Below are 20513 nucleotides of genomic sequence, written 5' to 3' on the forward strand. Positions count from 1 at the left end.
CGAAGCTCCCAGCTCCATAGACCCCACAAACCACAGAGCCTACAACGCTTCCTCATCCCAGATTGTTAAAGAGCGAAAACCAAGCTGATTGGTAGCGGGGACAGGATTTGAACCTGTGACCTTCGGGTTATGAGCCCGACGAGCTACCAGACTGCTCCACCCCGCAATCGTATTCAGTTTTCGGCGCCCGAATCGCCTTGTTCCGCGAACCGAGAAAAACCACTTTAGACAAATCCGATTGGGCCGTCAACCATGTTTCGTCGGTTTTTTCTGCGCCCTTCCGGCCGTCCGCCGCGTCGCCGTTAAGGGAGGCGTAATTTATCTATCCACGCCCCGGGCGTCAACACCTTTTCCTCATTACGCGCGCCCGGAGATCAAAGTCCCCATACCTCCACCCGCGGCGACTCCGGACAAGAAGATTAGCCCCATACAGGTACCGGAAGTTCGCCTGGCGCGGGGAGTCTCCCGCTCGAACCCTTTCGGGGGCGGGAGCACCGGACCTGAAAAGGCGCGAGCCACCGGGATGATAAGGGGCAACCGGCCATTCACCCTATGGAACGATATGCTGGGACCCTTCGAACCTCCCCGGGCTCCCGGGGCCCCACCACTTCTGAGCCACGCCTCTGCAGGCCGGCTTTTCCCAGTAGCGCACTCGGGTTATTCTTTCCGCAGAATCCCGGAAGCCTGGAGCGATCGCCGTATGCAGCCATTCGACAAGGAGCAAGCCGGGGATTGGAGCTATCTCCTGAACCTGGTGGGCCGTCACGCGGAATACGGCGGTGAGCCCTACACCGTACTCGATGTCCTGCCCGAGGGCCCGCAGCTGGTGCTCCAGCATCAGCGGGAGCAGAGCATACAATCGGACCTCCAGGGCAGACCCTACCGTCGAGTCCCCCGCACCGTCTGCCTCCATACCCGGAACGCCGACGGCGCCCCCAGCGAACTGCTTGACCTTCTGTACCTAGAGGAAACCGGCCACTAAAGGCAAAAGCCCTCCCCGGCGGGGAGGGCTTTCGGGCGACAGCCACAGACCGGCTCAGGAAACGCGGGCGATATCGGCCTCGATAACGGACCGCGCCTCGGAGGCCCCCTTCCAGTCCTTGACCTTCACCCACTTGCCGGGCTCCAGGTCCTTGTAGTGCTCGAAGAAGTGCTTGATGGAGCTCCGGAGAGACTCCGGAAGGTCGGTCACTTCCTGGATATCCACGTAGCCGTTGTCCACTTTTTCGTGAGGAACCGCCACGATCTTGGCGTCCACGCCGGCCTCATCCTCCATCTCCAGGATGCCCACCGGACGGGCACGCAGCACCGAACCCGGGTACACCGCCTCCCGGGACACCACCAGCACATCGGTGGGGTCGTCGTCCTCGGAGAGGGTATTGGGAATGAAGCCGTAGTTCAGGGGGTAATACATGGGGGTGAACAGGAACCGGTCCACCTCCACCATCCCGGAATCCTTGTCGAGCTCGTACTTCACGGCCGAGCCCTGGGGGATCTCGATCACCACGTTGATGTCGGTCGGCGGCTCCTTGCCCGCCTTAACCTTGCTCAGGTCCATCAGGCTTCTCCTCAGGTTGCGAAGTTACTGGAGTGCGTCGGAATCGGTTCGCGTCAGGCGCCGCTCCGCTTCCGCCAGGTCCTCGGGCGTATCCACGCCGAGCCCGGGAGGGCGGGTGCATTCGATGACCCGCAAACGGACGCCGTTCTCCAGGGCGCGCAGCTGCTCCAGGGATTCCAGCCGCTCCAGGGGGGTGGGCGTCCATTCCGGGTAGGCGCGCAAGAAGCCGGCGCGATAGGCGTATATACCGATATGCAGCCAGAACCCCCGGGGCGGCTCCCGCAGATCCGGGCCCTCTGGTCCCGGCCACTCCCCTCCCAAGAGGTCCCGCGGCCAGGGCACGGGGGCCCGCGAAAAATAGAGCGCATCCCCCTGGCGGTCGGTGACCACCTTGACGCAGTTCGGATCCAGGACCCTGCGCCATTCGCGCAGTGGATGCGCGGCAGTGGCCATTTCCCGCGCCGGCTCCGCATCCAGGGCCTCCGCCACCTCGCGGATCAGCTCCGACGGCATAAAGGGCTCGTCGCCCTGCACGTTCACCACCGGCTCCCGCTCCGGCAGGTCCAGGGCGGCCACCGCCTCCGCCAGGCGGTCGGTGCCGCTGGCGCATTCCGGGGAAGTAAGCACCGCCTCACAGCCCCACTCCCGAACCGCGGCACCGATACGCTCATCGTCCGTGGCCACCACCACGCGCCGGGCTCCGCTCGCCTTTGCCCGTTCCATAACCCGGCAAACCAGCGGTACCCCGCCGATCTCCCGCAGAGGCTTCCCGGGTAGGCGACTGGCCTGGTAGCGCGCCGGGATCAGGACGGAAAAGTCGGTCACCCTTCCTCCTCGGTCCCGGAGCCTTCCAGGGAGCGCGCTTCGTCCGGCAGCATCACCGGAATGTCGTCCTGGATGGGATATTCCAGCTTGCACTTGGAGCAGATCAGCCCGTCCTTCGCTCGGTTCAGCGCCACCTCCGCCTTGCAGACGGGACAAACCAGGATATCCAGCAGCTTACGGTCCAGCACGGCGCTCCTCCTGCGGGTTTACGGGGTTCGGCGACGGGAATATCTCAGGATACACGTCCTGCGCCCCCCTCCGGCAAATCGGCCAGCCAGCGGGCGGGGTCGGGCTCCAGGCGCGCGGTCACGCGCAGGGCCCATCCCGCCACGCCCAGCTCCGCCAGCTTCACCGCATCTTTCTCGGTGGTGACCAGGACCTCGCCGGGATCCGTCCGTGCATCCTCGGCCCCATAGGCATAGTGATCGGGAAAGGGTCTGGGGACCACCTCCGCCCCGAGCGAACGCAAGGTGGCGAAGAAACGCTCGGGGTCCCCGATTCCCGCCAAGGCGCACACCCGTCGCCCTTCCAGCCAATCCGTACCCTGAAGGGCCTCCGGGTCCCGGATTCCACGCAGGCCGTCCGGGTGCAGCTCCATGCGGATATCCGCTCGGATACCGCTTCCCCGGCCTTCCCCGTGCAGCACCAGGGCATCCGCATCGGCAAGGGTGGAAACCGGCTCCCGCAAGGGCCCCGCCGGGAGACATCGGCCGTTGCCCAGGCCCCGCCGGGCGTCCACCACCACGAAGGCCCGGTGCCTGGCCAGGGACAACCGCTGGAATCCGTCGTCGGCCACCACGCAGTCAGCTTGCAGATCCGCGGCTGCGCGCACGGCATTGCTCCGGTCGGCGCCCACTACCACGGGCACCGGCAGGCGATCGGCCAGCAGGGCGGGCTCATCACCGCACTCGGCCACGGGTAGCCGCCGTCCGTCGCCCGCGGAGACCACTTCCACTCCGGAGCCACGGCGCCCGTATCCCCTGCTCACCACCGCCGGTCGGCGGCCCTGCGCCATCAGGCGCTCCACCAGGGCGATCACCAGCGGGGTCTTGCCCGTCCCGCCGACGGTCAGGTTGCCCACCACCAGCACCGGTACGGGCAGGGGATCCGGGCTTCGCCAGCCGCGCCGGTACATCTCACGACGCAGACGCATGACGGCGCCGTAGAGTCCGCCCAGCGGCCGGAGCAACGTGGCGAGCCCCCCTCCCTGGTACCACTGGTCCGTCAGGGATTTCACCAGCGATCCGCCCATCGGTCCAGGAGCGCCATGCCCTGCTCGGCCTGGCGCCGCACCTCCCAGAAGACCCGGCGCGCCCGCGCTTGCTGATCCCGCCAGGCGAAGGCCTCCTCGCTCCATTGCTCCCACTGCCGGCTGACCGCCTCCCAATCCTCCACCGGTACGGCGGCCACTTGCGGATCCACGCCCAGATCGCGCAGCTTGGCCGCCGCCGCGGGCCCCACCGCGAGCGGCAGGCCGCTGGCCAGCGCCTGCCACAGGGCAGGTCGGCGGCCCTCCCACTGGCAGCCGGCAAAGGCGGAAGCGGTTACGGCCGGCAGCCACTGGTCCGTATCCATCCACACCAGAGTATCGGGAGCCACGGGCTGGCGGGTCCGGTCCCAGTCCGAAAGCCGGATACCGGGATGCCCTCGACCGGCCTCCGAGCCGGGACCACTTACCGCGAGGGTCCGGTCCCCCGCCCCCCAATGTTCCAGCAGAGACTGGCGCGCCGTGGCCTGCGTCGGCAGCCGGTCGGTCCAAATCAGGCGGCGGCCCTCTCCCGGAATGAGCAGGGAGCGGAACGTGGGCTCCACGTCCATCCGGGCCAGAAGCACCTCCAGATCCACGGGGGCCTCGGGCTCCGTACCGGCGCTCCGCCAGCGGCCGGCTTGGGCCGCGCCCACCGGAAGCACATGGTCGAACCGCAGTCCTCGCGGCCGTCGCCGAGGCGGTTCACAGTTCACCGCCGTGACCGGAACGCCGGATTCGGCAAGCCCCTTCATGACCTGGTAGGGCGGTAGCTCGTGCACGGCCAGCATGGCGTTGGGACGCAGGCGGCCCGCCGCCCTGCGCGCGGCCCGCTGGTGGTCGATTACCGCCGGCGCGGCCGCCGTTCCGGGATACTCGCGGAACAGCGGCCGCAGCGTATCGCCACAACCGTCCGCGGCCATGACCACCGCCCGCACGTCGACACGGACCGAACGGATTCCCCGGACGATCTCGCCGCCGACCCGCGCTCCCGCGCAATCCGGCGCATATACCCACAACAGTGGCCCGGGGCCGCCGGGGGGGCGGAACCAGCCCCAGCGCCCCCAGGGCCGCTCGGGCCGCCGCTGGAGACGGTCCCAGAGGTCCCGTCCCCAGTAGAAGGGCGTCCGTGGATTCGGGGCGCGAACCTTCATGCCGTGCGCCCCGCCAGCTCGTCCGCGTGCCGGGTGAGCTGCTGCATGGCCGTCTCCAGATCCGCCCGGGCCCGCTCGCTGTCGTCCCCCGCGTCCACCCAGTGCGGCTCCCCCCAGCAGAACACCCCGCGCGTGAATGGCCGGGGCAGAAGGAAGCCGTCCCAGCTGGAGAACACCTTGCCCCGCCGTACGCTGTAGGTGACGGGCAGGATGGGGTATCCGGTCCGACGCGCCAGGTCGATCACCCCCGATTGGACCTGATGCGCCGGACCGCGCGGGCCGTCCGGGGTGAAGGCGAAATCGGCGCCCTCCTGGACCTTGCGGATCAGGTCCCGCATGGCCTTGAGGGCGCCCCGCCGGCTGGAGCCGCGCACCGAGCCGAAGCCGAAGTGGGCGATGGTGCGGCTGATAAGCTCGCCGTCGCCGTGCTCGCTGATGAGCACGTTCACGCGCCGCCGCCCGGCACGCAGGTAGGCGACGGGGATCATGAGCAACCGGCCGTGCCAGAAGGCCAGGATCACCGGCCGTTCCTCCGCGAGGAGGCGGGCGGTTGCCACGGGCACCTCCGTCCTCCAGCGCACCGCCCGGCCCAGGAAGCGTATCACCCAGGAGGCGACACGCGCCGCCCAGCGTTGCTGACCGGGTCCGAGCTTCATGCGGACTCCGCCGGCGGGGCGTTCACGCCTGCGCGCCGCCGCCCCGGCAACCGAGCGCCATCACCGTCCCGCACCGGGAGCACCCCATCGAGCCGCTGCTCCATGGTTCGCCCCCCTTCCATATCCCTCATGCGGACCCCCTGCTGGACCACGGAATCAGACCGGCCAATACGCTCGAGCGGTTCATAGGGCATCATCAACGTCATCGGATTGAATGAGAAAGTATCCGCCATTGCGGTCCACGGGGCGAAAGCCGCTATCTCCATGGCGTTTATCCGGGACATCATAAGGGCCCCGGCCCGGGCAGCCCATGTTCCCGCGCCCGTGCCGCCCGGCGGTCGCCGGGAAACAGCCCGTTCCCCATCATGCCTTCTCCGGCACCCGAGCCAGGATGGTAGCTGCTGCAGCACAGCCTGCGGGCGGTTGGGAGCGGAATCGCGGGGATCCGGAGCAGGTGGGGCGGGACCCACCGCTCAGCCGGTGTGGGCGGTCCCGGGACCGCGACAACGGGCTCGGCATCCAGGGAGAATGGTGGGCACTGGCCGCTATTCCCGCCTGAGCACCCGGTCCACGAACCAGCTCATGAACCCGGCGGGCTCCAGATCCTTGAGGGCGTCAGGATCGTATACCTCGTCCACCCAGGTCATGAAATCCATGGGCTCCCGCTGCGAATAGGCCACGTAGGATTCCACGAAATGGTCCAGAATGCCCGTGCGGGCCTGGCGGATGTGGCCGTACGGCCAGAAGCGGAGCTGCCGGGTCCGGTCCATGGGCACCCCCTCCATCAGGTGAAGATAGAGGGTGGAGAACAGACCCGCCCGGTCCGCCCCGGACTTGCAATGGAAAAGTGCCGGATACTCGATCTCCTCCAGAAGCTCCTTGGCGGCGTGGATGCGCCAACGCGGCGGCGGCTTGTGGGAAGACATCTTGAAGTTGCGGAAGGTTACCCCGAGGTCCCCGCACATCCGCTCCACCAAGTCGATATAGGGCCGCGATCCCTTGGTGCCGCGTAGGCAGACCACGGTTCGGATTCCGTGCCGGGACACGTATTTCTTCAAGTCGGGGGGCAGGGGCTGACCGGACCGGAAGGCGCGGTGGGAGATGCGGTGAAAATTATTGTTATTCACCTTGCGCAGGAAGCCATGATCCACAAAAAAGGCCCGTGCATGGGCCAGGGACCAAAACGCCGACTTGCTGGTTTCCTCGGTTTTCATGCGGCCCTTCGGCGAATATTGCGTGCGTCGCGGTAGCCGGGCACCGAGCTGACGGGACTGCTCCGGCGCTGTCCGCCCGTGTCCGCGGAATGGACCTGTCCGCACCCGGGCGAGCGAGGATTGTAAACACGCAAGGAAGTACTGGCTAGCCCTTAGGCGCCATTCCTTAAGGGCTTACCCGCATATGGCCCAAAGGACGGGCCGTATGGTCATGGGCTTCCAGAAAACATCCGGGAGTTGGAATCCGGGCACGCCCCTCCCGGGGCGGGAGGAGGCGACGCCCGGCCCTTATCGGCAACCGGCCCGGGCCCTTGTTCGGCCACGCTCATTCGGCCCCCAGGGCCTGCTCCTCGGCGCTGGCGAACTGGGTCTCCCAGAGGTAGGCATAGATACCGCCGCGGGCCAGCAGCTCGTCATGCCCGCCCTGCTCCACGATCCGGCCGGATTCCATGACGGCGATGGAGTCGGCGCGCTGAATGGTGGCCAGTCGGTGGGCGATGACCAGGGTGGTACGGCCCTGCATGAGCCGCTCGAAACCGCGCTGGACCAGCTTCTCCGATTGCGGGTCCAGACTCGAGGTGGCCTCGTCCAGGATCAGGATGGGCGCATCGCGGAGCAGAGCCCGCGCAATGGCGAGACGCTGGCGCTGGCCGCCGGACAACCGCGCCCCGCCCTCGCCGACGATATGGTCAAGTCCGTATTCCAGCCGGTCCACGTATTCCATCACCCCGGCGGCATTGGCGGCATCCTCCACCTCGGCGCGGGTGGCCTCCGGTTTGCCGTAGGCGATGTTGGCGGCGAGCGTGTCGTTGAACAGGATCACCTCCTGGCTGACGATGGCCACTTGGTCGCGCAGGAAGCGCAGATTCAGATCGGCCGTGTCCTCGCCGTCCAGCAGGATCCGCCCCTGGTCCGGCCGGTAGAACCGGGGAACCAGATTCACCAGGGTCGACTTGCCCGCCCCCGAAAGCCCCACCAGGGCGACCACGTTGCCCGCCGGGACCTCCAGATCGATGCCCTGCAGTACCGGGGTGTCCGGGTCGTAGCCGAACCAGACTCCGTCCAGCGTCAGGGCGCCGCGGACCGTTTCCAGAGAGCGGCCCCCGCCGTCCTGCTCGGGACGCAGATCCAGCATCTGGAAGATTCGCTCGCCGGCGGCCACGCCCTGCTGGATCACGGGATTGATCTTGGTGAGCCGCTTCAGGGGGTCGTACATCATCAGCAGCGCGGCGAGGAAGGAGAAGAAGGTCCCGGGGGAGGTCTCCCCGCCCGAGGAGATCACCCGGTACCCGCCGTAGTAGATGACCAGGGCGATGCAGATGGCCGCGGTGATCTCCATGACCGGCAGCGACAGGGCCGTGGCCTGGGCCTTGCGCATGTTCTGCTTGCGGTGGACCTCCGACTCCTTGTGGAACCGGGCGTGCTCGTAGTCCTCGCCGTTGAAGGCCTTGATCACCCGGTTGCCTACCACGCCCTCCTCGATGACCCGGGTCATGGTAGCCCGGGCCTGCTGAGAGGAGCGGCTGCTCTTGCGCAGCTTGCGGGTGAGCTCAGCCAGCGGCCAGATGACGATGGGCAGACCGATTAGGGAGACCAGCGCCAGCTGCCAGTCGTGGAAGAAGACCACCGCGAGCAGGAACACCGCGGTCAGGCTGTCCTTCAAAATGGTGCTCAGGCCCCGGGTGACGGACTTCTCCACCTGGTCCACGTCATAGGTCAGGCGGGAGATCAGGGTGCCGGCGGCGTGCTCGCTGAAGAAGCCGAGCGGCATGTGCAGTAGCCGGCCGAAGAGGTCGTCGCGCAGCTGGCGCATGGCCCGCTGCCCCACCCAGCTCAGCAGGTAGGTCTCCAGGTAGTTGGCGACCCCCTTCATCAGGTAGAGCACGATCACCCCCAGCGGCAGTACCACCAGCAGGGCCTCGTTCTTGTTGATGAAGATCTGGTCGATCACCGGCTTGAGCAGATAGGCCACCCCCGCTGTGGTCGCCGCCACCAGCACCATGGCCACCAACGCCACCGTGAGCCGCCCCCAGAACGGCCACACATAGGTAAGCAGCCTGCGGTAGATGTCGGTGGTGGATTGGGTGGGTGCCTCGCTTCCGGTACTCATGGTGCCTCTCCGGCCTCCGGCCGTACGGTTGATATGGCCACCCGGCCCAGGCCCGCGGCGGATCCCGCGTCCATGGCCGCAACCACGGCGCCGTGCCGAGCGTTGCGGTCGGCCCGGATCACCAGGAGCGGGTGCTCGGTGTTTTCCACCTGCTCGGACCTCCGGCGTAGGACGGCAGCAAGGGCCTTCTCCCCGGCCAACTCCTCGCCGTCCACCAGGTAATCCCCCTTCTCCGTCACCATCACCTCCACGCGGGCGGAATCCGGGTTGGCCGCCGCGCTGTCCGCCTCCGGAACCTGAATCTGCAGGCCGGTGCGGGAAACGAAGGTGGTGGAGATCATCAGGAAGATCAGCAGCAGGAACACCACGTCGATGAGCGGCGTCAGCTCGATAGAGGGCGACTCGGCCTCGCGGGCGCGGAATCTCAAGGACGGTCCCCCTGAAGGATCTCCGCCATGCGCAGCGCGTGCTGCTCCATGTCCACCACCAGGCGGTCCAGCTTGGCGTTGAAATAGCGGTGCATGGCCAACGCCGGGATGGCGATGCTCATGCCGAAGGCCGTGGTCAGCAGGGCCTGGGATATGCCCCCCGCCAGCACGCTGGGATCGCCCACTCCCTGGCTGGTGATGACGGTGAACACATTGATCATGCCCAGCACCGTACCCAGCAGACCCAGCAGGGGGGAGATGGCCGCGATGGTGCCGAGTAGGGTGAGATAGCGGGAAAGGTCCGCCACCACGTGGCGGCCGGTCTCCTCGATGGACTCCTTGATCACTTCCCGCCGGAGTCCGGAATTCCGGAGCCCGCTGGCGAGGACGGCGGCGAGCGGGCTGGGATCGCGCTCCGCCCGCTCCCGGGCCTGCCCCAGATCCCCCCGTTCGATATCCGCCTCCAGCGCCGAAACCAGCTCCGGGGGCAGGATCCGGCGGGCACGGAGGCTGAACAACCGTTCCGCGATAATGGCCAGGGCCAACAGGGAAAGGACGAGCAGCGGCAACATCATCCAGCCGCCACGAATCAGGAGCTCGATCAAGGGTGATTCCCTCCGCCTTGGCACCCCGGAATGGAAAAGCTCACAGTATACTAGCCATATCCGCCAGCGACGAAAGGGGTGGTGGCGCGGCCCCGGCGTGCCAGTAGCGGTCCGCGGCCTGCCGGTACCCGTTCACGCGCACTTCCGCCCCCAGGCGGATGCGCACCGCGCCGTCGGTAGCGGTATTGAGCGCCGCCGCGCCCACCCGCGCATAGCGGGCCGCCACTTCGGGACGGGGGAAGCCCCAGCGGTTGCGGTACCCGGTGGAGTACACCACCCACTCGGGATCGGTTGCGGCGACGAAGGCCGGTGACGAGGAGGTGGCGCTGCCGTGGTGGGGCGCCACCACCACGGCCTGCTCCCGGAGCTCGCCCGCGCGGACCAACCGCCGCTCGCCGGCTTCCTCCAGATCCCCGGGGAGCAGGACCCGTTGGCCGGCGGCCGTCACCTCCAGTACCCGGGAAGCCGCATTACCCTCGGCGGAGCCCCCCGGGGCCGGTGCCAGGACGCGGAAGCGCACACCGTCCCAGCGCCAGCCATCCCCGGCGTTCAGGACCCGTCCGCCGCCGGCGGGCGCCCCGGCCGTCTCCCGGATGGCCACCCGTTCCCGCAGCCCCGCGCACCCGCCCAGGTGGTCGTTATCGCCGTGGCTGACCACCAGCCGGTCCACCGCGGCCCACCCTCGGGAGTGAAGGAACGGCGCCACGAGCGCCTCACCGGCGTTGAAGGTGGCGCTGAACCTGGGCCCGCAGTCCACCACCGCCACGTGGCGGGCGGTCTCCACCACGGTGGCGCTGCCCTGCCCAACGTCCAGCACCCAGACCCGGGCCTGCCCCGTGGGCAGATCGGGCGGACCCATCCAGGCCAGCGGCGCCGCAACCAGGGCGGGGCCCAGCCACCGGAAAGGGCGCGGCGCCTTCAACAACAGCCCCAGCCCGGCCAGCATCAGCCCCACGCCCGCAACCCCCGGACGCGGGAGGCTCCAAGAGACGCCTGGCCAGGTCTCCAGCCATTCCAGAAAGTGCATGGCCACGCTCAGGAGCCAGCCGGTAGCCGCCATGGCGTGCTCGGCCAGCTCCGCCAGCCCCAGCACCGCCGCGAGGGCGCCCACCAGCCCCAGGGGCACCACGACGAAGCTGAAGTAGGGGATCGCCACCGCGTTGGCCAGGGGCGCCACCAGCGAGACCTGGCCGAACCAGTACGCCAGCCAGGGGCTCACGGCCGCCACCACCGCGAGCTGCACCGCGGCGGCCCGTCGCCATCGGTCCCACCCGGCCCCCGGCCCGGACAGCAGCAGGCCGATGGCACCCACCGCCGTGAAGCTCAGCCAGAAGCCGGGACCCAGCAGGCTGTCGGGGCTCCAGAGCAGCACCAGCAGGGCCGCCATGGCCAGGGCGCGCGGAAAATGGAACGGCCGGCCCAGCAGCCAGGCCCCCAGGCCCACCGCCACCATGATCAGGGCCCGCTGGGTGGGGAGGCTGAGTCCCGCCAGCAGAGCGTAGGCCGTTGCCCCAACGAGGGCCGCCACCGCGGCGAACCGGGGCGCGGGTACTAGCAGCGCCGCGCCCGGCAGCCGGCCCCATGCGTACCGGGTCACGAGGAACAGCAGGAAGGCCACCCAGCCCACGTGCAGGCCGCTGATGGCCACCAGATGGGCGGTTCCGGTTGCCTGCAGCACCGTCCAGGTCTCGGGCGCGAGCCGGTCGCGCTTGCCCACGGTGAGGGCTCGCGCCAGAGGAGCGGCGGTCCCCGCGGCCTCGGTGGCCGCCTGCACCCGACGTCGGAGCGCTTCCAGTCCGCCGCGGAAGGAGCGCCCCGCCCCGGTCGCCAGCTTGCGGGGCGCCGGCTCCCGCCGGACGTAGCCCGTCCCGGAAAGGCCCCGGCTGCGCAGGTAGCGGGCATAGTCGAAACCACCCGGATTGCGGAACCCGCGCGGCCGCCGGACCCGCACGGAAAGGCGCCAGCGCTGACCGTATGCCAGATCCGCCGGCGCGGTCCGGTACCAGGAGAGCCGCAGATCCCCGCCGTACTTCCGCCACGGCCCCTCCGGCCCCCGCAGGCGGGCGGCCCGGAACCGGAAACGGCGCCGTCCGGGCTTTTCCTCCACCGATCCCGCCACCCGGCCTTCAATCTGCACCGTGCGCCGTTCCAGAGCGCCGGGAAAGGGATTCGCCTGCTGCTGGATGGCGGTCAGACCCTGCCAGAAGAAGCCCGCCAGCAGGGCGGTGATCAGGGCCGGGGCCCAACCGGGGCGGAGATACAGCCAGATCACCGCGCCCAGCAAGGGCAGCCCCAGCAGCCAGGGCGGTAGCAGATAGGGAAGCCGGTGGAAGGCCAGGATGCCGAGGGCGAACGTGGCGATGCCGGCCCACATGGCCGGCGTTCGGATCCCGGTTGCAAATGCTCCGGTATGGCGCATGGCCGTCCCGCCCCCCCCCTTGCGAGTGGCCGCCGATCCGTGTGGTGCGCCCCGTTCAGTCCGTGTGCAGATGGCCCTCGACGAGTCGGAACTGACGCTGCATGAGGCCCGCCAGCTCCGGGTCGTGGCTCACCACCACCAGGGCCGTGCCCAGCTCCCGGTTCAGGGAGAGCAGCAGCTCGTGAATGCGCTCCGCGGTCCGGCCATCCAGATTGCCCGTGGGCTCGTCGGCCAGGATCAGGGAGGGCCGGCTCACCACCGCCCGGGCGATGGCCGTGCGCTGGCGCTCACCGCCGGACAGCTCGCTGGGCTTGTGGTGGAGCCGTTCGCCCAGCCCGACCCGCTCCAGGGTCTCGCGGGCCGCCGACTCCGCCGCCGCCCGGCCCTGTCTGCGTATGAGCAGCGGCATCATGACGTTCTCCTGGGCGTCGAATTCGGCCATCAGGTGATGGAACTGGTAGACGAAGCCCAGCTCCCGGTTGCGCAAGGCGCCCCGCTCCGCCTCGCCCAGGGCGAACAGGTCGCGCCCACCGATGCGGACACTGCCCGCGGTGGGCCGGTCGAGGCCGCCGAGCAGATGCAGCAGCGTGCTCTTCCCGGAGCCGGAGGAGCCGGTGACAGCCACCGCTTCCCCTTGCCCCACGCCGAAGGAGACGTCCTCCAGCACCTGGATCTCCCGGTCGCCGTCCCAGAACCGCCGGGTCAGCCCTTCAGCTTCCAGTACCGGCTCACTCATACCGCAGGGCCTCCACGGGATCGGTCTTGGCGGCCCGCCGGGACGGATAGATGGTGGCGAGGAAGCTCATGAGCAGGCCGGCCACGGTGATCCAGGCCACGTCCGCCCAGTGGAGCTCGGAGGGCAGCCGGCTCACCGAATAGACGTTACTGGGCAGGAACTGGGTCTGGAAAAGGCTCTCCAGACCAGCCACCAGTCCCTCCACGTTCAGAGCTAGCGCCACTCCGCCGATCCCGCCGAGCAGCACCCCGAACAGTCCGATCACGGTGCCCTGCACCATGAAGATGGCGGTCACGTTGCCCGGCGATGCGCCCAGTGTCCGGAGGATGGCGATATCGCCCCGCTTCTCGTTCACCAGCATCACCAGGCTGGACACGATGTTGAAGGCGGCCACCATGACGATCAGGGACAGGATCACGAACATGACCACCTTCTCGGTATGCAGGGCCTGGAAGAAGTTGCGGTTGCGCTGGGTCCAGTCGCGCACGAAGTAGGCCCCGCCCAGGCGCTCCCGCAGCTTGGCCGCCACGCGGGGCGCCTCCATGGGCTCGGCTAGGCGCAGACGGACCCCCGAGACGTTGCCGTTCATGCGGTACAGCTTCTGAACATCCGCCATGTGGGCGTAGATCATGCCCGAGTTATACTCGTACATGCCCGCGTCGAAGATGCCCACCACCGTGAAGCGCTTGAGGCGGGGCAGCATGCCGGCGGGCGTCACCTGACCGGTGGGCGCCACCAGGGTGATGGGATCTCCCTTCTCCAAAGCCAGATTGTGGGCCAGGGTCTTGCCGACCACCACGCCGTATTCCCCGGCCTCCAGATCCTTGAGGCGGCCCGCGACCATGTTGGCTGCGAGGTCGCTCACCTTCCGCTCCCATTCCGGGAGGACACCGCGCACCAGCACCCCGCTCACGGAGCCGCCCTTGGTGAGCATGCCCTGCTCGCGCACGTACGGGGCGCCGCCCTTGACGTCGGGCACCTCGGTGGCGGTATCGATCACCTGCTCCCAGGAACCGTTCAGGTGCCGGTAGCCGCTGACCACCACGTGGCTGGTCACCCCGAGAATCCGGTCGCGCAGCTCTCCCTGGAAGCCGTTCATCACGGAGATGACCGTGATCAGGGCCGCCACGCCCAGGGCGATACCCAGGGCGGAGATCACCGTGATCAGGCTCAGAAAGCCGTTCCGGCGCTTGGTGCGCAGATAGCGCAGGCTGATGAAGAGCTCAAAAGGTCGCACGTACGGCCTCGGCCACGGAGGGTGAGCGTTACTCGTCCCGGTCGGAGGGACGCATGTGGGGGAACAGGATCACCTCGCGGATGGAGTCCTGGTCGGCGAAGACCATGGCCATCCGGTCGATGCCGAGGCCGGCGCCCGCCGCCGGCGGCATACCGTACTCCAGGGCGCGGATGTAATCGGCGTCGTAATGCATGGCCTCGTCGTCGCCGCCCGCCTTCTTCTCGGCCTGCTCCTTGAAGCGCGCCGCCTGGTCCTCGGGGTCGTTGAGCTCGGAGAAGCCGTTGCCCACCTCGCGGCCGCCGAAGAAAAGCTCGAAGCGGTCCACCACCTCGGGGTCGTCGTCGTTGCGCCGGGCCAGCGGGCTGACCTCGGTGGGATAGTGGGTGATGAAGGTGGGCTCGACGAGGCGATCCTCCACGGTCTGCTCGAAGATCTCCACCAGGAGTCCGCCCCAGCCCAGCTCCTCGTCGGGCTCCACGCCGAGGCCGGTCAGGTACTGCCGCAAGGCCACCGGTTCGCGCAGCTCCGCCGCCGACAGCCCCTCGTTGTGCTCCAGCACCGCTTCCTCGATGGTCAGGCGGCGATACGCTTGGCCGAGATCGAAATGCTTGCCCTGATGCGTGAGCACCGGCGTCCCCAGCACCGCCAGGGCCGCCTCGCGGGTCATCTCCTCGATGAGGTCCATAAGGTCCTGGAATCCGGCGTAGGCCTGGTAGAACTCCAGCATGGTGAATTCGGGGTTGTGCCGGGTGGAGACGCCCTCGTTGCGGAAGTTGCGGTTGATCTCGAAAACCCGCTCGAAGCCGCCCACCACCAGCCGCTTGAGGTAGAGCTCCGGCGCCACCCGCAGGTACAGGTCCATGTCCAGGGCATTATGGTGGGTTACGAACGGCCGCGCCGTGGCGCCCCCCGGGATGGGCTGCATCATGGGGGTCTCCACCTCCAGGTAATCCCGGTTCAGGAGATAGCGGCGGATGGCGCTGATCATGGACGACCGGATGCGGAAGGTCTCGCGGGTCTCCCGGTTGACGATCAGGTCCACGTAGCGCTGCCGCAGGCGCGCCTCGTCGTCGGTGAGCCCGTGCCACTTCTCCGGGAGCGGGCGCAGAGACTTGGTCAGGAGCTGCACCTCGTCCACGCTCACGGTGAGCTCGCCGGTCTTGGTGCGGAACAGGACGCCGCTGGCCCCGACGATGTCGCCCACGTCCCATTTCTTGAATCCAGCGTTGTATTCGCCCTCGGGAAGGGCGTCCCGGGTGACGAAGAGCTGGATCTGGCCATCGGAGCCGTCGCCGATGTGGGCGAAGCTCGCCTTGCCCATCACCCGCTTGGCCACCATGCGGCCGGCCACGCGCACCCGCTGGGGCTCGGCATCCAGCGTTTCTGCGTCCAGCTCACCGAACCGCTCGTGGATCTCGGCCGCCCAGTGGGTGCGCCGGAAGGTATTGGGGAAGGCGTTACCCTGCTCGCGCCAGGCGGCCAGCTTGCTGCGGCGCTGCTGGATCTGCTCGTTCTCCTCGTTGCTCAACGGCACGGCTCCGGTCACGGATGAAGGTGGATAGAAACGAGGCGGCCGGGGCGTTCATGCCCCGGCCGCCAGAGAAGGCGGCTTTCGGCTCGGGCTAGGCCCCCACCCCCTGCTTGAGCGCCGCCTCGATGAAGGAGTCCAGCTCGCCGTCCAGGACCGCCTGGGTATTGCCGATCTCCACGCCGGTGCGCAGGTCCTTGATCCGGCTCTGGTCCAGGACGTAGGACCGGATCTGGTTGCCCCAGCCGATATCGCCCTTCTCGGCGGACTCTGCCTGCTGCTTCTCGCGCTGCTTCTGCAGCTCCAGCTCGTACAGCCGGGCGCGCAGGATCCGCCAAGCCTCGGCCCGGTTGGAGTGCTGGCTGCGCGAGTTCTGGCACTGTACCACGATGCCCGTAGGCTGATGGGTCAGGCGCACGGCGGAATCGGTCTTGTTAACGTGCTGCCCGCCGGCACCGCTCGCCCGGTAGGTATCGGTCCGCACGTCCTCGGGATTGACCTCCACCTCTATGGACTCGTCCACCTCCGGGTAGACGTAGACCGAGGCGAAGGAGGTGTGGCGGCGCCCCCCGGAATCGAACGGCGATTTCCGAACCAGACGGTGGACGCCGGATTCCACCTTGAGGTGGCCGTAGGTGTATTCGCCGCCCACCTTGACGATGGCGCTCTTGATCCCGGCCTCGTCGCCCGGGCTGGCCTCCACCAGCTCCGCCTGGAAGCCCCGGGCCTCGCACCAGCGCAGATACATGCGCAGCAGCATCTCCGCCCAGTCCTGCGCCTCCGTGCCGCCCGCCCCGGCCTGGATCTCCAGGAAGGCATTGTTGGCGTCCATCTCCCCGGAGAACATGCGGCGGAACTCCAGGCGCTGGACGCGGCGCTCCATGTCCTCCAGGTCGCCGCGCACCTCCGCCAGGGTCTCCTCGTCGTCTTCCGCCTCGGCCAGCTCCAGCAGGTCGGCGCTGCTGTCGATGTCAGCGGCGAGGGCATCCAGGGGCTCCACCTGCTCCTTGAGGCGGTGGAACTCCTGGCTCAGCTGCTGGGCGCGGTCGGGGTCGTCCCAGAGGTCGGGGGCGGCGAGCTCGTGCTCCAGCTCGTCGAGGCGCTCCTTCAGTCGCGGTACGTCAAAGATACCCCCGTAGGCCGTCAATACGGCCGCGCAGGTCTTCGATCCACTCCTGAGGCTTGCGCTGCTCTTCGATCAAGGCGGTCTCCTGGATTCAGTTGGTCGCCGGTCCCCGGGAAACGCAATATTCTGCCATAAGCCCGCCCGCTACTCACGCGCCAACCGCCCGCAGCCATTCCCCCGCAGCTCGGGGGCAGCATCCGGCCCGACGGTCAGCCCGCCCCCGCCGTTGTCGCCGCACTGGTTATCCACCAGCGCCGGCCGGCCGGAACCGGCCACCGTTATCCCGGGCCCCTCGTTCTGCCGGCTGCGGTTACCGCGCGCCTCGCCGGCGGCCTCTTCCCGGTAGAGCAGGCCGGATTTCTTGTTGTTGCGAAGCAGGTTCCCGACCACCACGGGCTGCGCCGTCCCGGCCACCACCAGGCCGTGGAGGCGGTTGGCCAGGCAGGAATTGGCGCGGGCGGTGCCGCCGCTCTGATCGAAATAGACGAGGCCGCTCTGACGGTTGTCCCGGAAGGTATTCTCGGTCAGGAGCGGGCGCGCGCTCCTGCGAACCACGCCGCCGTGCTCCCGGTTGCCGCGGACGGTGTTCCCCTCGGCGGCCCCCTCGGCGGCGCCGGTGAACAGCAGGCCCGTTCCCCCATTACCGCCGATGGTGTTCGTCTTCAGGGCCGGAGCCGCATCGTCCCGGACCACGATGCCGTGGGTGCCGTTCTCCGCCACCCGGTTCTCCCGAGCCCGCCCGCCGCTGTTGCCGGCATAGACGAGACCGGCCTCCCCGTTGGACCGGAACGTATTGCCCACCACGGCCGGTTCGGCGCTCCCGCCGACGCCGCCGCCGTGCAGGCGATTCTCGCTGCTGGTGTTGCGCAGCGCGGTACCGCCGGCCTGCTCCGCGAAGCTGATGCCGAATCCACCGTTGGCGCGGAGCCGGTTCTCCCGAAGCTCCACATGGGCACGGCCCCGAATGAGCACGCCGTGCTTGCCGCTCCGGCGGATGCGGTTGCCCTTCAAGCGCGCGCGGCTTTCGTCGGCCACCAGCACCCCGTGCTCGCCGCTGCCGCGCACCAGGTTCTCCGCCAGCATGGGCCGTGCCTGGTCCAGGACCTCCATGCCGTTCACCGGATGGCCGAGGATGCGATTGTTCGCGGCCCGGCCCTCGGACCGCCCCACGAACACCAGCCCGCTTTCCCCGTTGGCCTCCAGCAGGTTATCCGAGAGCATGGGCCCGGCCTGCTGCTGGACCACGATGCCGTACTCCCCGTTGTCCCGGGCCTCGTTAGCCTCGGCGCGGCCGGCGCTCTCATCGAAGTAGCCGATGGCGAAATGCTTGTTGTCCGTCAGGTAGTTCCCCGTCAGTCGGGGATGGGCGCGGTCCTTCAGGGAAACGCCGTGAAAGCCGTTGTCCAGGCTGCGGTTGTTCCGGGCGGTACCCCCCGAGCGCCCGAAATAGGCAAGCCCGTTCTGCCCGTTCCCCTCCAGTACGTTGCCGGTCAGCACCGGACGCGCGCGGTCCAGGACCGCCACGCCGTGGTAGCGGTTGCCCCCGGCCCGGTTCTCCCGGGCCTGAACCGCCGTCCGGTCCGCCAGCACCAGGCCGTTCTCCCGATTCTCCGCGAGTGTGTTGCCGGTAATCCGGGGAGCCGACCGGTGCCGCACGGCGATGCCGTTCTCGCGGTTACCGCTGGCGCGGTTGAAGCGCGCCGTTCCTTCCGCCCTTGCCGAATAGGCGAGACCGTCCCGGCCGTTGCCCTCCAGGCGGTTTTCAGAGATCGCGGGGCGCGCCGACCCGCCCACACGGATCCCGTGGTGGCCGTTGGCCGCCACCAGATTCCCCCGCGCCGCGCCCCTGGTCTTGTCGAAATAGGCGATGCCAACGGCCCCGTTGTCGCGGAGCACATTGCCGATCACGTCCGGATCCGTGCGCCCTTGCAGGGAGACCCCGTTCAGGCCGTTGCCCGTTATCCGGTTCTCCACCAGCCGGCCCCGCGCGCCCTTGAGGAAAACGATGCCGTTGGCGCCGTTATCCCGGATCCGATTGCTCATCAGCTCGACATGTGCCAGCTCGTCCACGCCGATACCGTGGCCGGCGTTGCGTGCCACGTCGGCGTCACGCAAGGCGAGGCGCGCCCCGTCGGAGGCCACCAAGCCCGCCCCACCGTTGCCGGTCAGGACCATGCCGTCCGCTTCCAGCCGGGCATGCCCCGCGACCACGAGGCCCGCGGCCTCGTTGTTGACGGAGCCGCCGCCGGACAGCCGGCCGCCGTCGCTCCGCTTCCAGAAGACCACCCCGGCGCCGCGTCCATCGGAGCCCGCAATGCCGCCGCTGAAGCGGCAACGGACCAGCTCGCCCCGGCCGCCTTCCAGGGAGACCACATTGGCGGGCTCATCCCCCTGGTGCCGGAAGGCCACCCCTTCCACGCGCAGGGTGCCGCTGCCCGTGTAGCGCAGCACCGCGCCAGGCGCCCCGGATACCACGCGGGTCTGGTCCGGACCGGCCCCCTTGAGGGTTATGGAACGGCGGATCCGCAGCGGGCGATCCAGCGTATAGCGCCCGGCGGCCAGATGGAGGGTGCTTCCCGTCTCCAGGTGGGCCACGGCACGGGCCAGGTCCGCTTGCGGGGAAAGGCGGAGCTGATCGGAGGAAGGCGTGGAGGCACAACCTCCGAGCAGCCACACCAGGATTCCCAGGAGCACCGGCCTGGAGGTCACCGCCCGCCTCACGGCTCCTCCCTCGACTCCACCCCCATCACCTCGCCACTCTCGTCGAGGAGCAGATCCGGTCCCGATTCGCTGGAGGGACCCTGCTTCCACAAAGAGCGGTCATCCGAGGAATCCTGGCGGAGCCGAACCCCGTCCTCACCCCCCTGGATGGGCGTCTCTCCCGAGAAAATGGGGCCCGGGGGCCGTTCGATGGTCTCAATCGGGGCAGTGCGGGACGCCACGTAGGAGTACTTGTCCCGGCCGAACACCTGGGCGTCTTTCAGGTTCGAGAGCCGCACCTGACCGTCCTCCACCCGCAGGTACAGACCGCTGGGCACCTTCTCGCCCGTCCGGAAGTCCCGGCCGCAGGCCGACTCGCAATAGCGGGCCGCGTAGCGGGTGCCGCGGATGCCGATGGTGGCGGCGGGCGTGCGGACCCGATAGCTGTCCTTCTCCTCCTCGCCCACCCAGCCGGTTACCGTCCGGAAGGCCCCCTTCCACAGACGCATGAGGACGCCTTTGTCGCGGCCGTCCCCCGCCTTCGCGCGGTAGCGCTCCACCTCGAAGCGGGTATTCGGCTTCAGCTCCACCAGCCCGTTATCGAAAAAGCGGATCCGCGTACGGCCGTCCGGTCCCGTTCTGATCACGTCCTCCTCGTAGACCGGATCGCCCCGGCGGAGGGTACGCTCCTCCCAGGCGCCGCCAACCGCGTGGACGTCTCCCACCCGGCTTACCACCTTCCCCACGGAGCGGGATTCCGCGCTCCAGACGGCGGAGGAAGCCAGCATCAGGATCAGGCCCAGCCAGACAAGCCGGATTCCGCTTCGGTTTTCGCGCATGTTCAAAACCCTTCCAATCGGGCAGGCGGCCGTTCGCTCCCGTCCGAAAATACCCCTTGCCGCAGAACCTGTACAGACACGTCGCCCGACCGTGGCGGACAGTCCGCGAAAGGAGTAGACTTGCGGCCCAAT

18 protein-coding genes and 1 tRNA gene are annotated in these 20513 nt (G+C 68.6%); 1 reads left to right on the plus strand and 18 read right to left on the minus strand.

The features are described from left to right. Positions 1-89 precede the first annotated feature (89 nt). Positions 90-166: transfer RNA gene (locus ACERLL_RS11935), tRNA-Met, on the minus strand. Between the two features lie 534 nt (positions 167-700). Between ACERLL_RS11935 and ACERLL_RS11940 the strand changes: the two genes are divergently transcribed. Next, complete coding sequence (locus ACERLL_RS11940; protein WP_373656328.1) at positions 701-982, plus strand: hypothetical protein; 282 nt, start codon at positions 701-703, stop codon at positions 980-982. Between the two features lie 54 nt (positions 983-1036). Here the strand turns inward: ACERLL_RS11940 and ppa are convergent, their stop codons facing one another. From ppa to ACERLL_RS12025, 17 genes are all read right to left on the minus strand, one after another. Then, on the minus strand, positions 1037-1558 hold the full coding sequence (gene ppa / locus ACERLL_RS11945; protein ID WP_373656329.1) for an inorganic diphosphatase: 522 nt from the start codon (positions 1556-1558) through the stop codon (positions 1037-1039). Positions 1559-1582: 24 nt separating this feature from the next. Beyond that, positions 1583-2383, minus strand: a complete 801-nt coding sequence (kdsB, locus tag ACERLL_RS11950; RefSeq protein ID WP_373656330.1) for a 3-deoxy-manno-octulosonate cytidylyltransferase — start codon at positions 2381-2383, stop codon at positions 1583-1585. Then, the gene (locus ACERLL_RS11955; RefSeq protein ID WP_373656331.1) at positions 2380-2571 is read right to left on the minus strand and encodes a Trm112 family protein; all 192 of its coding nucleotides are present in this window, start codon (positions 2569-2571) and stop codon (positions 2380-2382) included. Before ACERLL_RS11955 ends, kdsB begins: the two co-directional genes overlap by 4 nt. A 44-nt stretch (positions 2572-2615) precedes the next feature. Beyond that, a complete protein-coding gene (lpxK, locus tag ACERLL_RS11960; RefSeq protein ID WP_373656332.1) occupies positions 2616-3620 on the minus strand; it encodes a tetraacyldisaccharide 4'-kinase in 1005 nt (334 codons plus the stop codon). Then, positions 3617-4783 (minus strand): hypothetical protein, encoded by a 1167-nt coding sequence (locus tag ACERLL_RS11965; RefSeq protein ID WP_373656333.1) that lies wholly within the window; start codon positions 4781-4783, stop codon positions 3617-3619. The genes lpxK and ACERLL_RS11965 overlap by 4 nt, the downstream gene beginning before the upstream one ends. Further along, complete coding sequence (locus tag ACERLL_RS11970) at positions 4780-5439, minus strand: lysophospholipid acyltransferase family protein (protein ID WP_373656334.1); 660 nt, start codon at positions 5437-5439, stop codon at positions 4780-4782. Before ACERLL_RS11970 ends, ACERLL_RS11965 begins: the two co-directional genes overlap by 4 nt. A gap of 545 nt (positions 5440-5984) precedes the next feature. Next, entirely contained in the window at positions 5985-6653 is a 669-nt protein-coding gene (locus ACERLL_RS11975) for a tyrosine-protein phosphatase (protein ID WP_373656335.1), read from the minus strand. 325 nt (positions 6654-6978) lie between these two features. After that, a complete protein-coding gene (gene msbA / locus ACERLL_RS11980; RefSeq protein WP_373656336.1) occupies positions 6979-8763 on the minus strand; it encodes a lipid A export permease/ATP-binding protein MsbA in 1785 nt (594 codons plus the stop codon). Continuing rightward, positions 8760-9191 carry an ExbD/TolR family protein gene (locus ACERLL_RS11985; RefSeq protein ID WP_373656337.1) on the minus strand — a complete coding sequence of 144 codons (432 nt, stop codon included), beginning with the start codon at positions 9189-9191 and terminating at the stop codon, positions 8760-8762. The genes msbA and ACERLL_RS11985 overlap by 4 nt, the downstream gene beginning before the upstream one ends. Then, the gene (locus tag ACERLL_RS11990) at positions 9188-9796 is read right to left on the minus strand and encodes a MotA/TolQ/ExbB proton channel family protein (protein ID WP_373656338.1); all 609 of its coding nucleotides are present in this window, start codon (positions 9794-9796) and stop codon (positions 9188-9190) included. The genes ACERLL_RS11985 and ACERLL_RS11990 overlap by 4 nt, the downstream gene beginning before the upstream one ends. A gap of 40 nt (positions 9797-9836) precedes the next feature. Continuing rightward, positions 9837-12170, minus strand: a complete 2334-nt coding sequence (locus ACERLL_RS11995) for a DNA internalization-related competence protein ComEC/Rec2 (protein ID WP_373656339.1) — start codon at positions 12168-12170, stop codon at positions 9837-9839. A gap of 100 nt (positions 12171-12270) precedes the next feature. Beyond that, positions 12271-12951: an ABC transporter ATP-binding protein gene (locus tag ACERLL_RS12000; RefSeq protein ID WP_373656340.1), complete on the minus strand. Its 681-nt coding sequence runs from the start codon at positions 12949-12951 to the stop codon at positions 12271-12273. Next, positions 12944-14188, minus strand: coding sequence for a lipoprotein-releasing ABC transporter permease subunit (locus ACERLL_RS12005; protein ID WP_373656341.1), 1245 nt, complete (start codon positions 14186-14188; stop codon positions 12944-12946). Before ACERLL_RS12005 ends, ACERLL_RS12000 begins: the two co-directional genes overlap by 8 nt. A gap of 28 nt (positions 14189-14216) precedes the next feature. Next, the gene (gene lysS / locus ACERLL_RS12010; protein WP_373656342.1) at positions 14217-15716 is read right to left on the minus strand and encodes a lysine--tRNA ligase; all 1500 of its coding nucleotides are present in this window, start codon (positions 15714-15716) and stop codon (positions 14217-14219) included. A gap of 94 nt (positions 15717-15810) precedes the next feature. Next, positions 15811-16915 (minus strand): peptide chain release factor 2 gene (gene prfB / locus ACERLL_RS12015; protein WP_373656578.1). Its coding sequence is split into 2 segments (ribosomal slippage): positions 15811-16839 and positions 16841-16915, totalling 1104 coding nucleotides; the frame shifts between segments, so codons are not numbered across the junction. Positions 16916-16986: 71 nt separating this feature from the next. Beyond that, positions 16987-19563, minus strand: a complete 2577-nt coding sequence (locus ACERLL_RS12020) for a right-handed parallel beta-helix repeat-containing protein (protein ID WP_373656343.1) — start codon at positions 19561-19563, stop codon at positions 16987-16989. Further along, the gene (locus ACERLL_RS12025; protein ID WP_373656344.1) at positions 19560-20381 is read right to left on the minus strand and encodes a FecR family protein; all 822 of its coding nucleotides are present in this window, start codon (positions 20379-20381) and stop codon (positions 19560-19562) included. Before ACERLL_RS12025 ends, ACERLL_RS12020 begins: the two co-directional genes overlap by 4 nt. Between the last annotated feature and the right edge of the window lie 132 nt (positions 20382-20513).

This window comes from Thiohalorhabdus sp. Cl-TMA, assembly GCF_041821045.1.
In the GTDB taxonomy this organism is placed as follows: Bacteria; Pseudomonadota; Gammaproteobacteria; order Thiohalorhabdales; family Thiohalorhabdaceae; genus Thiohalorhabdus; species Thiohalorhabdus methylotropha.

Excerpts from the sequence above, each read along its gene's own strand:
- ACERLL_RS11940 (WP_373656328.1), top strand. The coding sequence starts at position 701 with ATGCAGCCATTCGACAAGGAGCAAGCCGGGGATTGGAGCTATCTCCTG.
- ppa (WP_373656329.1), bottom strand. The coding sequence starts at position 1,558 with ATGGACCTGAGCAAGGTTAAGGCGGGCAAGGAGCCGCCGACCGACATC.
- ACERLL_RS11965 (WP_373656333.1), bottom strand. The coding sequence starts at position 4,783 with ATGAAGGTTCGCGCCCCGAATCCACGGACGCCCTTCTACTGGGGACGG.
- ACERLL_RS11970 (WP_373656334.1), bottom strand. The coding sequence starts at position 5,439 with ATGAAGCTCGGACCCGGTCAGCAACGCTGGGCGGCGCGTGTCGCCTCC.
- ACERLL_RS11975 (WP_373656335.1), bottom strand. The coding sequence starts at position 6,653 with ATGAAAACCGAGGAAACCAGCAAGTCGGCGTTTTGGTCCCTGGCCCAT.
- msbA (WP_373656336.1), bottom strand. The coding sequence starts at position 8,763 with ATGAGTACCGGAAGCGAGGCACCCACCCAATCCACCACCGACATCTAC.
- ACERLL_RS11995 (WP_373656339.1), bottom strand. The coding sequence starts at position 12,170 with ATGTGGGCCGGCATCGCCACGTTCGCCCTCGGCATCCTGGCCTTCCAC.
- ACERLL_RS12000 (WP_373656340.1), bottom strand. The coding sequence starts at position 12,951 with ATGAGTGAGCCGGTACTGGAAGCTGAAGGGCTGACCCGGCGGTTCTGG.
- ACERLL_RS12025 (WP_373656344.1), bottom strand. The coding sequence starts at position 20,381 with ATGCGCGAAAACCGAAGCGGAATCCGGCTTGTCTGGCTGGGCCTGATC.